Here is a 13,654-nt window from a genome sequence, read left to right on the forward strand (position 1 = left end):
TTTGAAGTTTATTCCTTGCCTGCTGTGGATAAAGAGGGCTTTGCTTGATGCAGCCTTACATGAAGTGCAACAGTCAAAGCGTCTGGAGAAATAATGGATTTGCTCAATAGCCTGCGGGTGTTCGTCCGCGTGGTGGACAGCAGCAGTTTTACCGCGGCAGCGCAGGCGCTCGACTTATCGACCGCGCAGGTTTCGCGGTTGGTCGCCGATCTGGAGCAGCATGTGCAAGCGCGCCTGCTGCAACGCACTACCCGGCGTCTGGGCCTGACCGACGCCGGCGAACGATTTCTGTTGCGTGGCCGGCAGATACTCGAGGACATGGACGTGGCCACTGCCGAAGCCCGCGGCGCTCATCTCAAACCCAGCGGTCGCTTGCGGGTCCACAGCATGAACGCCCTGGGTGTATTGATTACCCCGCTGATCGCTCGATACTCAGAGCTCTACCCCGATGTAGTGTTCGAATTGACCCTCTCGCAACGCAATCCCGACCTGCTGGAAGAAGGTCATGACGTGGTCATCTCGATTGCCCAGGAATTGGCTGATTCACAATTTGTCGCCCAGGTCATCGGGCAGATCTACAGCGTGCCCTGCGCCTCACGGGAGTACCTGCAACGCCACGGGGTCCCGAGCAACCCGGCGGCGCTGAATGAGCACCGCTGTTTACGCATGCTTGACCCGTTGTACAGCGATCAGTGGCTGTTCCATGACGAGCAGGGTGAGCACTGCGTGATTCCCGGCAAGACCTTTCAGTGCAATGTTGCCGAGTCGATGGTCAAGGCTTCCGAAGCCGGCATGGGCATCAGTCTGCTGCCGTTTTATAGCGCGACGCAGCCGGTGAGCGAGGGCCGGCTGGTGCGCCTGCTGCCGGCCTATCGTCCGCGGGAGCGCAATGTCTATGCAGTCTATCCGTCGCGCAGCTTTCTCGATGCCAAGGTTCGAACCTGGGTAGATTTTCTCAAGGCAGAGTTGCCCAGGTTGTTTGCCGAGCACGAAGCGGTGATGAACGATCCGCGGCATTGGGCCTGAACGTTCAGGGCCAGACTTGATCGAAGAGGGCGGGAAGGGCGGTGTAGACTGACCACATGTTCCTGTGCGGCGAGGAGTCTGACGTGAAGTTTTGCCCAGTGGTGTTACTGAGCCTTGTGCCGATGTGGGCGCCGGCGCTGAACGTGGGCGCGGCACAGCAGCACGCCTGGCCATGATCAGTGCACAGGTGCTGGCGCCGGAAACCCTCACGGTCGGCTGGCTGATTTATGCGCCGGTGCTGGCCTGGGCGGTGCTGCGAGCGCCCTGGGTCGAACTGTTCACTGACCGTCGGCGTCAGCATCTGCTGTTCGGTACGGTGTTCACGCTGTTTGTGCTGTGGCTGGTGCGCCGGGACTTCGATACCGGCGTGTCCTATCACTTTATCGGCATGACCGCGGTGACCTTGCTGCTGGACTGGCCATTGGCAATCGTCGGCGGCCTGGTCGCGCAACTCGGCTTGGTGGCTTTGGGCCGTCAGGATCTGGCGGCCGTCGGGATCAATGGCGCTTTGCTGGTCCTGCTACCGGTGCTGGTCACCGAGTGTTGCGCAATCCTTGTCGAGCGGGCGCAACCGCGTAATCCCTTCGTGTATATTTTTTGCTCGGGGTTTTTTGCCGCGGCACTCTCGGCGTTGCTGTGCCTGCTGCTGGCCCTCGGCCTGTTGTGGTTCGACGGGCGCTTCGCGATGCCGGAATGGCTGGAGGATTTTGTCGGCTATCTGTGGCTGATCATTTTTCCCGAGGCCTTTATCAACGGCATGGTGGTCAGTGCGTTGGTGGTGTTCTACCCCGAATGGCTGGAGACCTTCAATCGAACCCGCTATCTGTCGGCACCCTGGAAGGACGACGAGCCAGGGCGGTGACGACCTTGATCCACATCAAGGCCCGAACGCCTCCAGCCCTGCATGCTCTGGAAAATCTTCAGGAGTATGAACATGAGTGTCTATGAGTGGGCAAGACAGGAACTGAACAGAAGTCTGGATTCGGCGCAGGAAGTGGGTTTTGACCCGGGGTTGAGCCTGCGCGCCTTGCTCAGTGCAGTGGTGCAGCAGAGCAAGGGCGTGCGCAGTTTCGAGGATCTGGCGGATGAGTTACAGTTTCTTGCCGAAAACCTCGACGAAGGCAAGGACTACGGGTTTATGCGGCCGTGATTTTATAATTAGTGCCTACGCGGATCGAAGTCCTCCGAGAACATCTCGTCTTCGGCATCCGGGCTGACCGGGATCTTGTGCTCTTCAGACGCCCAGGCGCCCAAATCAATCAGTTTGCAGCGCTGCGAACAGAACGGCCGGTCGGGATTGGCTGCGCTCCATTCCACTGGGGCGCCGCAGGTTGGGCATTCGACGGTCAGGGGTTGGCTCATGACTGGCCTCCACGCAAAGTAAGATAAAAGTGATGCAGGCGTTCGACCTCGCTATGCAACCAGTTTAGATCGCGATCATTGACCAGCACATCGTTGGCATGGCGCAAGCGATCCTCACGACTGGCCTGGGCCTTGAGAATTGCCTGGACCTGCTGCTCGCTGGTCTGGTCGCGTTGAAGGGTTCGCTCGATTTGCAGCCGTTCTGGCGCATCGATCACCAGAATACGTTGAGTCTGCGCGTACTGCCCGGACTCAATCAGCAGCGGTGAAACCAGAATCGCATAAGGCGACTCGGCACGGGCCAGATGACTGGCGATCTCCTTTGCGATCAGGGGGTGCAGCAGGGATTCGAGCCAGAGCCGTTGTTCAGGAACTTCGAAGATCAGCTTGCGCAGCGCCGCGCGATCCAGCTGGCCGTCCGGCTGCAGCACACCGCCACCGAAGTGCTCGGCAATCTGCGCCAATGCCGCACGCCCCGGTTCGACCACCCAGCGGGCGGCATGATCGGCGTCCACCAGATGCACGCCCAGATCGATGAAGTGCTGGGCAGCGGCGCTTTTACCGCTACCGATGCCGCCGGTCAGGCCAAGAATCCAGGGCTTGAGAACAGAGCTAGTCATTTGAAACCGACAAACTGCCAATAGGAGTCGGTTATTTGACCACCCCAGAGCAACGCAATCCAGCCGGCAATTGCCAGATAGGGACCGAAAGGGATGGGCGTCGAGGTTTTCGCTTCACGCAGGCGCAATAAAATCAGCCCCAGCACGGCACCGACCAGGGATGACAGTAGAATCGTCAGCGGCAGAATTTGCCACCCGCCCCAGGCACCGAGCATCGCCAGCAGCTTGAAGTCGCCATAGCCGATGCCGTCCTTGCCGGTGAGCAGCTTGAACAGCCAATACACCGACCACAGGCTCAGGTAACCGAGCACCGCGCCCCACAACGCATCATGCAGCGATGTAAACAGACCGAAACTGTTGACGATCAGTCCCAACCAGAGCAACGGCAGCACCAACACATCCGGCAGCAATTGATGGTCGGCGTCGATCAGGCTCATCGCCAGCAAGCCCCAGCTCAGGATCAATGCAAGCCCCGCCTCCCAGCCAAAACCGAAATGCCAGGCGACGAAGGCGCTGAGAAGGCCGCAGGCCAGTTCGGTGACCGGGTAGCGTTTGCTGATCGGTGCCTTGCACTTCGAACAGCGGCCCCGGAGCAGCAGATAACTGAGGAGCGGAATGTTTTCCCAGGACCGGATCCGGTGAGCACAGTGCGGGCATTGGGAGTGCGGTAGCAGCAGGTTGTAGGTCGGGCCGGGAGGATCCGCGGGTAATTCCAGCACATCATGGGCCTGGTCTCGCCATTCGCGTTCGAGCATTTTTGGCAGGCGCCAGACCACTACGTTGAGGAAGCTGCCGACGATCAGGCCCAGGGCCAGCGCAGATAAAACAAAGGCCAGCGGATAGCTGGCCAGAAAATCGCTCAAGGGCATATTCAGATCGCAGAACCAAGTTGGAAGATAGGCAGGTACATGGCAACCACCAGACCGCCGACGACGATGCCAAGAATCACCATGATGAATGGCTCCATCAGGCTGGTCAGATTATCGACCATATTGTCGACTTCGCCCTCATAATAAGTTGCGACCTTTTCCAGCATATCGTCCAGTGCGCCGGACTCTTCGCCGATAGCGGTCATCTGGATCGCCATATTCGGAAAGATCCCGGAGGTGCGCATGGAAAAATTCAGCTGCATGCCGGTCGAGACATCCTGCTTGATGCGATTGACCGCGTTTTTGAACACGACGTTACCCGTGGCCCCAGCCACCGAGTTCAGGGCTTCGACCAGCGGAACTCCGGCGGCAAAGGTGGTGGACAGCGTACGGGCATAACGGGCCACCGCTGATTTGTACATCAGCGCGCCCACCAGTGGCAGTTTCAACAGGTTGACGTCCAGCCAGTCGCGAAAGCGTTGAGAGCGTTTGCGTGCATGGCGAAAACCAAACAGGACGGCGGCGATCCCGATCAATATCAGCCACCACCATTCCTGCATGAACTCGGAGAGGGCGATGACCATCAGGGTGAAGGTCGGGAGCTCTGCGCCAAAACCGGAAAATACCGTTTTGAACTGTGGGACCACCTTGACCAGAAGAATGCCGGTCACGATGATTGCAACGAAGATCACCGCCAGTGGATAGGTCATGGCCTTCTTGATCTTGGCCTTGAGGCTTTCGCTCTTTTCCTTGTAGGTCGCCACCCGTTCCAGCAAGGTTTCCAGGGCCCCGGCCTGCTCACCGGCGTCCACCAGGTTGCAGTACAAGTCATCGAAATACTGGGGCTTTTTGCGCAGCGCGGCGGCAAAGGTGTTGCCGGCGGCAACTTCCTGTTTCACCTCGTCCACCAGCTTGCGCATGTTCGGGTTATCGAAACCCTCACCGATGATGTCGAAGGACTGCAGCAATGGCACTCCGGCTTTCATCATGGTTGCCATCTGACGGGTGAACAGGGCGATATCGAGGGGTTTTATCCGTTTGCCAGCGCTGAAGATCGAGCTGCTTTTCTTGCGTACCTTGCCCGGAGTAATACCTTGCTTGCGCAACTGTGCCTTGATCAGTGGCGGGTTGTGACCGCTCAGTTCACCGGTCATTCTGGTGCCTTTCCTGTCGACGCCTTCCCAGGTGTAAACACTGACTTTTACTGCTTTGACCGCCATTGATTAATCCTTGGTGACCCGGTTGATTTCCTCAAGGCTGGTAATACCCTGCATGACCTTGAGCAGGCCGGAGGTACGCAAGTCGTTGAAACCGTCCTTGCGCATCTGGGCGTCGATCTCCAATGAATTGCCTTCAGCCATGATCAGGCGTTGCAGGTCATGGGTGTTCTTCACCACTTCAAAGATCCCGACGCGGCCCTTGTATCCGCCATTGCAATGATCGCAACCGCCCGGTTCATAGATCTTGAACGTGCCGATATGTTCCTCACCGAAGCCTTCCTTGCGCTGGGTCTCGTGCGGTACGTCGATTTCGCTCTTGCAGTCGCTACAAAGCTTGCGGGCCAGGCGCTGGGCGATGATCAGGTGCACCGAGGTGGCGATATTGAACCCGGGAATGCCCATGTTGTGCAGGCGGGTAAGGGTTTGCGCGGCACTGTTAGTGTGCAGGGTCGACAGCACCAGGTGCCCGGTCTGCGCCGCCTTGATGGCGATCTCGGCGGTCTCCAGGTCGCGGATTTCACCGACCATGATCACATCCGGGTCCTGACGCAGGAACGAGCGCAGGGCCTGGGCAAAATCCAGCCCCTGCTTGGGATTGACGTTGACCTGGTTGATGCCTTCCATGTTGATCTCGACCGGGTCCTCGACGGTGGAGATATTGATGTCCACGGTATTGAGGATGTTGAGTCCGGTATACAGCGAAATGGTCTTGCCTGACCCCGTCGGCCCGGTGACCAGAATCAACCCCTGAGGCTGTTTCAGCGCGGTCATGTACAGGTCTTTCTGGTCGGGCTCATAGCCGAGGGCATCAATGCCCATCTGCGCATTGGACGGGTCGAGAATCCGCATCACGACCTTTTCGCCCCAGAGCGTCGGCAGGGTGTTGACCCGCAAGTCGATGGACTTGCTGTTCGAGATGCGCATTTTGATCCGCCCGTCCTGGGGCTTGCGGCGTTCGGAGATATCCAGGCTGGCCATGACCTTCAGGCGCGCGGCGATCCTGCCCGCGAGGTGGATGGGCGGTCTGGCGATCTCGCGCAGAATGCCATCGGTACGCAGACGGACCCGGTAGAGCTTTTCATAGGGTTCGAAATGCAAATCCGAGGAGCCGCCTTTGATTGCGTCCAGCAGCATCTTGTGGACGAAGCGCACCACGGGCGCATCGTCAGCGTCTTGTCCGGCAATCGCATCGGGTTTTTTGTCATCGGCCGACTCGATGTCCAGGCCATCCAGATCGACATCGGCCAGTTCATCCAGGCTGCTGGACGGTGTGTCGAAGAACCTGTCGATGGCGTCGCTGAGCTTGTCATCTTCGACCAGGATGGCTTCGGTGGTCAGCCCGGTACTGAACTGGATATCGTTGATAGCTTGATGATTGGTCGGGTCGGAAATGCCGACAAACAATTTGTTGCCACGCCGCCAGAGGGGCAGGGCCTGATGTTGACGCGCCAGCTTCTCGCTGATCAGACCGCGAGGCTGGGTTTCCTTGTCGAGGCAACTCAGGTCAAGGAAGGCCATACCAAAATGTTCAGAGGCGATGCGTGCCACTTGCCGGCTTTTGACCAGCTTGTTCTGCACCAGGTAGGTCACCAGGGACAGGTGACTGCGCTGGGCCTGCTGAGACGCATGTTGCGCGCCTTTGTCGGTGAGCAACTCGGCCAGCACCAATTGCTTGGCCAGACCGGAAAGGGCGATGTCATTCATTCGAGTACCAACCGCAAACAGTCAAAGACTTATAGCCTAGTCCGGCGGATGAGCCTAATCGCGGAGGTTGGGTGACAAAAAACCTCAGTGTGTGCAGTTTTCGCGGTGATGGCGGTGCGACATCACCTATGCGCGGCTACAGAAAAGGCTCCAAAGGGCTTGGCATGTGCTGTGCTTTTACCTGTTAAAGTCATGAGACTTCACTTAATGCTTGGAGCTTGTCTATGCATAATCAAAAGGGTTTTACCTTGATTGAGCTGTTGATCGTGGTCGCGATCATCGGCATCTTGGCCACGTTTGCACTACCGGCTTACTCCAAGTATCAAGCTAAAGCCAAAGTCACTGCCGGTTTGGCAGAGATCACCGCACTTAAAGTCGGGTTTGAAGACAACATGAATCAGGGTACTACGCCAACCATAACTACGATTGGTGGTACGGCGACTACATCCAATTGCACCATCGTAGTGGCGGGTACACCGGCTGATGGAACAGGAAGTATGGCTTGCACGTTCGTGAATGCTCCAGCTCCAGTGCTAGGCCAATCAATCACCATCACGCGTTCCGCTACCGGAGTCTGGACCTGTGGCACTACTGTGCCGGCTGATTACGCTCCAAAAGCCTGTGAGGCAGCCGTGGCCAAGGTTTAGCCGTAATGCAGGTTCAAATGCCCCGTCCCTGATGGGGCATTTTTTTAACTATTTGTTGACGACTGGATCGGTTTTTTTACCGTCATGGCTTCCGACCCCAAGAATGCGCCGGAAAGTGTCGGTAATTCAGGGCGTTAGGTCTTCTTGAAAACCCGCAACTTGCATGCAGATTACGCACGGGTCATGCAATCTGCACGATTCCGGATTTTTGCGTATCTCGTAACCTATTGATTTATATGTATTTATTTTTTGATCGGTAGTTGGCACAGCGCCTGCAATATATCCAGTAACCCTGCCCCAGTGACACGGCGCAGAATTTCTAGATAAACAGGAGTTACTCGTATGAAGAAGTTCGCAATCGCTGCCGCAACTGCTACCGCTCTGACCCTGACTATGGCCAACGTTGCGTTCGCCCAGACCACTCAAGCCACTCAGGCGCCAATGGTCCTCGCGGCAGGTGAAGTCACCAAGGTCGAGGAAGCTGCTTCCGACACCTATATCACTACCAAAGTGAAGGCTGATCTGCTCACCGAAAAAGGCATTCCTGGTACCGACATCAAAGTCGAGACCAACAAAGGTGTGGTATCGCTGTCCTCTACTGTCGCGGTAACTGACGCACAGAAAGCAACGGCAGTCGCTATCACCAAGAAAATCAAAGGTGTTCAAGCGGTTTCGGCTGATGGCCTGAAATCCGAGTAAGGTTCAAGCTTCTCGCCTGGACCGGGAGAAGAGGGACGGCAGGCGATCCAGTAATACGCCGGTCTTCCCTTCAAAGTTCATGCGAAAGACCACAAGGATGTGGTCATTACAGGCCCCGGCAGTCGTGTCGGGGCCTGTTCTATTTGGGCGGCAGGAAAGTTGCGGGTGAATGGCGGGGAGGTATCAGTTGCCGCGCTTGCTGTTGATCTGCACCAATCGATTACCTTCAAAGCGCAGATACTGATACATGCCGCTGTTGGGCCCGTATATCCACTCTTCGACCTGAAACTCCTCACGTTTGTTGACACTGCGTTTGTAGCCCAGAACATCACGGGAAGCCGGCTCGCCACATTTCTGCATCACCTCGCTGGAACGGTCTCCCACGCTGATCAATTGACTGCCACAGCGCAGGGTATCGGCCGCCAGCGCCTGGCTGGCGGTAAGCGCCAATGCCAGGCCGATGAACGAACGGACGCCCATGATCACTCCGCCTCCAGGTGCAGCGGCGTGATCACCCGGCCATCGCTTTGCGCCTGACCAAGGCTGGCGTCGATGAAGTACACGCGGTCATCGGCCAACTGACCTTTGTCCACCAGGTAATCCTTGATGCTGCTGGCCCGATCTTGTCCCAATTGGCGCAGGAGCACTTCGCTTTCGCTCCAGAACTTGATCACACCCTGGCGCAGTTTTGCGGTGCGTTCATCGCGGCTTAGTTGTTTCCATTCGGCCGGTGGCTGGGTTTTCAGGCGGATACGGTAGATGCCTTCGAGCAGCGGGGCTTTCTCATCCTCCGGAACCTCCAGGAGCGAGGCCTGGGCCGGGACCTTGTCACCGCGACGCTGGAGGATTTTGTAATAGTTGTACTGATACTCACGTTCGAGCCGCTGTTCTGCAATCAATGGGCCGTCACTGGTTTGCGCGCTGGTGCCTTCGATCTCCAGGCGCAGGGCTGGCCGCTCTTTGAGGGCATTGGCCAGTTTGGTCAAGGCTGATTCGGCGTCTTTGCTCAGGTCACTGGAACCTGGGGCAAACGCCACGGTGCCGAGTTCCTCGGAGCCGCCACCGCTGACCAGTCCACCAATGAACTTGAACGGCGCTTGAGCGGCGCGCAATACCAGATTGCGCAGGGTCTGCCAGACAATCGGCATCACGCTGAACTGAGGGTTGTTCAAGTCACCACTGACGGGCAGCTCGATGGAGATTTTGCCGTCAGTGTCTTTGAGCAACGCGATCGCCAGGCGAATCGGCAGGTCCACGGCATCCGGGCTGTCGACCTTTTCACCCAGTTGCAGTTGCTCGACCACCACTTTGTTTTCGGCAGTCAACAGGCCCTTGATGATCTTGTAATGCAGGTCGAGATTGAGTCGACCCTTGCGGATGCGAAAGCCCGCGAACTTGCCCGAGTAGGGGGTCAGGGTGGTCAGCTCGACGCGTTTGAAGCTGGTGGCGATATCCAGCGCGGCCATCGGGTCGAACGGGTTCACGCTGCCTTTGATGGTGACCGGTGCGTAACGGTCGACCTTGCCTTTGATATCCACATTCGCCGGTTTTGTCTGGCGACTGTCGATGGTGCCGATCTGGCCATTGAGTTGTTGAACGGCGGTGGCAAAGTTGGGCGTCAGGCTGAAGTCGGCGAAGTTGGCCGAACCATCGTTGATGGCAATTTCACCAATATGGATGCCCAGCGGTTTTTCCTGGCTGGCGGCCGGTTTCGCCGCGCCTTTGCTGGCGCTGTCGGTGGGTTGCGGGATCAGCAGGTCATCGATGTTGGTGGTGCGATCCTCGTTGATCATGAAGCGCACATAGGGCTGAAACAGGTTGACCCTGGTAATCGACAGGCTGTCGCCATGTTGGTAATTCAAACCTTCGAGCACCAGTTGCTGCCACTTGAGGAAGTCGCGGGTCTTCAAGGTGTCCAGGGTGTGCAGTTGATCGACCTGAGCCCGACCGGTGACGTTGAACGCCAGCGGCTCGGTGCTTTTCAGATCGACCGCCAGATCACTGCCGAGCATGCCGCTGCGCAGTTCCAGGCGAATGAACGGACTGATATAGGACTGGGCGACGCGCAGGTCGATGTCTTTGGTCTGCACCTGCAGCCTGGCGCTGACCGGGTTCAGATTAACTTCGCCACTGGCCTGGAGCCTGCCTTGCTTGCCCAGTCCGCTATCGAGTTTGAGGGTGAAGGGTGACTGATTGAGGCTGTCGAAGTTTTGCAGGTCCAGGTTCAGCGGGCCAAGATCCAGCTCCACCGCAGGTTGCGCCTGGCGGTCGACCAGATGGACCTGGTAGTCGCGCAATTGCACATCCTTGAGCAGCACCTGCCATGGCTTGCTCGGTGCCGTGGGCTCTGGCTTGGGCGAGGCAGTGGCTGGCGCCGGTTCCGCTACGGGTTTGGCCGGTTGGCTGGCGAACAATTTCTGCCAGTCGAGCTGACCATCGGCTTCGCGAGCGGCCCAGGGTTCCAGTTTTTGACTACGGATCTTGCCGACCACCACCTGCTGTTTGGCCAGGTCGACCGTGGTTTCGCTGATGTCCAGCCGTGCGAGACGCGCCAGCGGCCGACCATCCAGGGCCTTGATGGCGAAGGGCGCGACGCTCAACGAGGCGTTGCTCAGGAGCAGTTCGGTTTCTTTGGAGAGATTGAATTTGTAATCGGTGCTCAGATTCAAAACGCCGTTTTCCAGGACCAACGGCACGGCATCACGCACATAGGGCCAAACGGCTTTCATCTGGCCGTTGGTGAGTTTGAGCTTACCTTCGGAGGCAATCGGCACCAGACTGAAGTTACCGGTCCAGTCAAGTTGCCCACCGTTGGGGCCGACGGCGACCAGGGTCATATCGGCGTTATCGTCGGGCAACGTACTGAGATTTTTCAGCTCGAAGTCGAGCTTGTCATAGAGAAACTCGATCGGCTCACTGGGGCGTACATCCTGAAAGTGCATGTAGCCGCCGGCCAGCTTGATCCGTTCGATGCGTAGCGGAAAGGGCTTGCTGTCCGGATCGGCCGGAGTCGGCTCGCTGGCCGGGAGCTTGAACAGCTGAACCAGATTGAGCTTGCCGTCCTTGGCGAAGAGGATCTCGCTCTTGGGGTTGAGCAATTCGACATCGGCCAGGTGCAGGGTACGGGTCCACAGGCTATCAAGCTGCAGGTTGGCGTAAAGGCGCTCGAACGCCACTTGCTCCTTGCCCGGCTCACCGATTTTCAGCCCCCACAGGTTCAGTTCAAGGCTGAACGGATTGAGCTCGATCCGCTCGATGCGTGCCGGTACCGTGGCGTAGTTGGCCAGTTGTTGATTGGCGACCCGCAAGGCGATGCCCGGTAAAATCAAAAACCCCAGCAAGCTATAAAGGGCGAGAGCGGTTAACAAGGCGCCAAGGGCGCGGATCAATCCTTTGGGCATGTGCGGCGTCATCTATCTGGATCGGAAGTGCGTTGGAGTATGGCACGCGATTCCGGTTCCGAAGTAACTGCCTTTATTCGTGCAGGACTTGTCTGGATCAGAGTTGCAGGATCAAGGTTTTCAGTGGTGGTTGCTGATCCATGGACGGGAAATCGCTGCCTGGGGGCAATGCCTGCCAGTCGCGCACCGGTCGTCCGGCTTTCTCGGCACAGCGCAAAACCTGTTCACGCCAGTCGTCCATGCTGACCTTTGCCAGGTTGTTACAGCAGATCAGCACGCCATTTTCGGCGGTGGTCAGCAGGGCCGGTTTGAGCAGGCTTTGATAGTCGCGTAACAGGTCAACGGTGCCGAAAGCGCTTTTTGCCCAGGCTGGCGGGTCGAGCAGGACCAGGTCGTACTGGCGCTGTTCCAGGCGTGGGTAGCTCGGCAATTTGTGGCGACGCTGAATGATCGGCAAACCGGCCAGCTGACGGATCGCCGCAAAATAGTCGGACTGGATGAACTGCATCTTCGGCAATTGTGGATTGAGTTGCCCGTTCTCACGGCCGACCGCCAGGTTGCCCTCGGCAAAGTCCAGGTTGCACACTTCCCTGGCGCCGCCAGCGGCAGCACTCAAGCCAACGCCACAGGTGTAGGCGAACAGGTTCAGCACGCTTTTGCCGGCGCTGTGCTCCTTGACCCAGCCGCGGGCATTGCGCAGGTCGAGAAACAACAGCGGATCCTGCCCGGCGTGGCGGCCACGGACCCGGTAGTTCAGGCCCCATTCGTGGCCGACCAGATCTTCCAGCGCAGCGTCTTCGGCACGGTAGACCGGGTCGTCCCGATCGATGCGCGAATTGCCCTTGGAACGGTCGTTGTAAACCAGCAGGCTGTGCAGGCCGAGGTGTTGATTGATGGTTTCGTGCAGTTGCAGGAGTGCGTCGCGCTCCAGCGACTGATGGAAGCTTTGCACCAGCAGTTGCGGGCCGTAACGGTCGATAGTCAGGCCGGCGGCGCCTTCCTGGCTGCCATGGAACAGCCGATAGCAGTCGGTGCCTTGCCGATGCAGCTCAGCCAGCAGGTCCTGGCGATGATCGAGAGCGGCGCGCAGCGCCTGATTCAAGGAAGACATGCTGGGCGCCTTGCAGGGGAATTTGGCGCGAGAGTTTAACAGCTAAGGGCAATGGGAATCTTTGGCTTTGCACATTCCTCGGGCATAGAGCCAAGCCCGCAGGTATGAACCGCTCTCAGCTCAGCAAGCCCATGCGCCTTCTGGCGCGATGCACCGAGCCGTTGCGCACGGCCCAGCGCAGCAGCGGCGCACTGCGCTTGACGCCGGCACGGATCAGCTGGCGTTGCACCGGACCCTGGCTGACACCGAGCATGGCGCTGGCCCAGTCCGGTAACAGGTCGATACCGGCCTGCATCATCAACGCGCCGAAGGGCTTGGCCAACTGGCTGGGTGAAGGCGCGTCCAGCAGTAGACGGAGCACTTCGCGGCTGCGTTGGTCACACAACAGCTGCGGGCGGATTCGTGCAAGGTAGTCGGCGATCTCCTCTCGAGAGCGCGGCACGTTTCGGGCGCCAAGACGTTCGGCGACCAGGGCGATTTCCGCGTAATAGCGGTCCTGATCAGCCAGTGACAGATTCGGATTGCGGTAACGCAGGTGGGCCGCCAGAAAGTTGCTGACCTCGGCTACATGCACCCAGGTCAGCAGATCCGGATCGCTGGCGGCATAAGGCCGGCCATCGGGCGCGGTGCCGACCACTTGCAGGTGGATGGTGCGAACCTTGTCGATCAGCCACTCGGCATCCTGCCGCGAGCCGAAGGTGGTGCCGGAAATGAACTGGCCGGTGCGTCGCAGGCGGCCGAGCATGTCCTCGCGAAAGTTCGAGTGATCCCAGACACCGGCCAGGGCCAGCGGATGCAGGGCCTGTAGCATCAAGGCGCTGATGCCGCCGATCAACATACTGCTGAAGTCGCCATGCACTTGCCAGCTGACCGAATCCGGGCCGAACAGGCCGGGATCGCCCTTGGGGTTTTCCAGGTCGAGCTTGCCCAGGGACAAGCCGGTCAGGCTCATGACCTGTGTTTCGATACGACGACGAATGAATTCCATGACCGCT

General features: G+C 58.4%; 14 protein-coding genes. 5 read left to right on the plus strand and 9 right to left on the minus strand.

Going from position 1 to position 13,654, the window contains the following annotated elements; translation table 11 throughout:
• Positions 1–93 precede the first annotated feature (93 nt).
• From F8N85_RS09245 to F8N85_RS09255, 3 genes are all read left to right on the plus strand, one after another.
• On the plus strand, positions 94–1,026 hold the full coding sequence (locus tag F8N85_RS09245; RefSeq protein WP_150803316.1) for a LysR family transcriptional regulator: 933 nt from the start codon (positions 94–96) through the stop codon (positions 1,024–1,026).
• Positions 1,027–1,198: 172 nt separating this feature from the next.
• On the plus strand, positions 1,199–1,888 hold the full coding sequence (locus tag F8N85_RS09250; protein ID WP_150803317.1) for an energy-coupling factor ABC transporter permease: 690 nt from the start codon (positions 1,199–1,201) through the stop codon (positions 1,886–1,888).
• Positions 1,889–1,960: 72 nt separating this feature from the next.
• A complete protein-coding gene (locus tag F8N85_RS09255; RefSeq protein WP_150803318.1) occupies positions 1,961–2,176 on the plus strand; it encodes a hypothetical protein in 216 nt (71 codons plus the stop codon).
• An 8-nt stretch (positions 2,177–2,184) separates the two neighbouring features.
• Here the strand turns inward: F8N85_RS09255 and yacG are convergent, their stop codons facing one another.
• The 5 genes from yacG to pilB are packed head-to-tail and all read right to left on the minus strand — an operon-like array spanning position 2,185 to position 6,801.
• Complete coding sequence (gene yacG, locus F8N85_RS09260) at positions 2,185–2,388, minus strand: DNA gyrase inhibitor YacG (RefSeq protein ID WP_150803319.1); 204 nt, start codon at positions 2,386–2,388, stop codon at positions 2,185–2,187.
• The gene (gene coaE, locus F8N85_RS09265; RefSeq protein ID WP_150803320.1) at positions 2,385–3,008 is read right to left on the minus strand and encodes a dephospho-CoA kinase; all 624 of its coding nucleotides are present in this window, start codon (positions 3,006–3,008) and stop codon (positions 2,385–2,387) included. The genes yacG and coaE overlap by 4 nt, the downstream gene beginning before the upstream one ends.
• Positions 3,005–3,877 (minus strand): prepilin peptidase, encoded by an 873-nt coding sequence (locus F8N85_RS09270; protein ID WP_150803321.1) that lies wholly within the window; start codon positions 3,875–3,877, stop codon positions 3,005–3,007. The genes coaE and F8N85_RS09270 overlap by 4 nt, the downstream gene beginning before the upstream one ends.
• Before the next feature lie 2 nt (positions 3,878–3,879).
• The gene (locus F8N85_RS09275; RefSeq protein WP_150803322.1) at positions 3,880–5,097 is read right to left on the minus strand and encodes a type II secretion system F family protein; all 1,218 of its coding nucleotides are present in this window, start codon (positions 5,095–5,097) and stop codon (positions 3,880–3,882) included.
• A gap of 3 nt (positions 5,098–5,100) precedes the next feature.
• Positions 5,101–6,801 (minus strand): type IV-A pilus assembly ATPase PilB, encoded by a 1,701-nt coding sequence (gene pilB, locus F8N85_RS09280; protein WP_150803323.1) that lies wholly within the window; start codon positions 6,799–6,801, stop codon positions 5,101–5,103.
• A 224-nt stretch (positions 6,802–7,025) separates the two neighbouring features.
• Between pilB and F8N85_RS09285 the strand changes: the two genes are divergently transcribed.
• Both F8N85_RS09285 and F8N85_RS09290 read left to right on the plus strand, forming a co-directional pair.
• A complete protein-coding gene (locus tag F8N85_RS09285; protein WP_150803324.1) occupies positions 7,026–7,448 on the plus strand; it encodes a pilin in 423 nt (140 codons plus the stop codon).
• A gap of 342 nt (positions 7,449–7,790) precedes the next feature.
• Entirely contained in the window at positions 7,791–8,147 is a 357-nt protein-coding gene (locus F8N85_RS09290) for a BON domain-containing protein (protein ID WP_150803325.1), read from the plus strand.
• Positions 8,148–8,330: 183 nt separating this feature from the next.
• Here the strand turns inward: F8N85_RS09290 and F8N85_RS09295 are convergent, their stop codons facing one another.
• The 4 genes from F8N85_RS09295 to F8N85_RS09310 all read right to left on the minus strand — a co-directional run bounded on the left by F8N85_RS09295 (position 8,331) and on the right by F8N85_RS09310 (position 13,647).
• A complete protein-coding gene (locus F8N85_RS09295; RefSeq protein ID WP_150803326.1) occupies positions 8,331–8,627 on the minus strand; it encodes a DUF2845 domain-containing protein in 297 nt (98 codons plus the stop codon).
• A 2-nt stretch (positions 8,628–8,629) separates the two neighbouring features.
• Positions 8,630–11,548, minus strand: coding sequence for a DUF748 domain-containing protein (locus F8N85_RS09300; protein ID WP_150803327.1), 2,919 nt, complete (start codon positions 11,546–11,548; stop codon positions 8,630–8,632).
• Positions 11,549–11,645: 97 nt separating this feature from the next.
• Positions 11,646–12,659, minus strand: a complete 1,014-nt coding sequence (locus tag F8N85_RS09305; RefSeq protein ID WP_150803328.1) for a class I SAM-dependent rRNA methyltransferase — start codon at positions 12,657–12,659, stop codon at positions 11,646–11,648.
• Between the two features lie 115 nt (positions 12,660–12,774).
• Positions 12,775–13,647 (minus strand): oxygenase MpaB family protein, encoded by an 873-nt coding sequence (locus F8N85_RS09310; RefSeq protein WP_150803329.1) that lies wholly within the window; start codon positions 13,645–13,647, stop codon positions 12,775–12,777.
• Between the last annotated feature and the right edge of the window lie 7 nt (positions 13,648–13,654).

The organism is Pseudomonas fluorescens, assembly GCF_902497875.1.
Lineage (GTDB): Bacteria > Pseudomonadota > Gammaproteobacteria > Pseudomonadales > Pseudomonadaceae > Aquipseudomonas > Aquipseudomonas fluorescens_BR.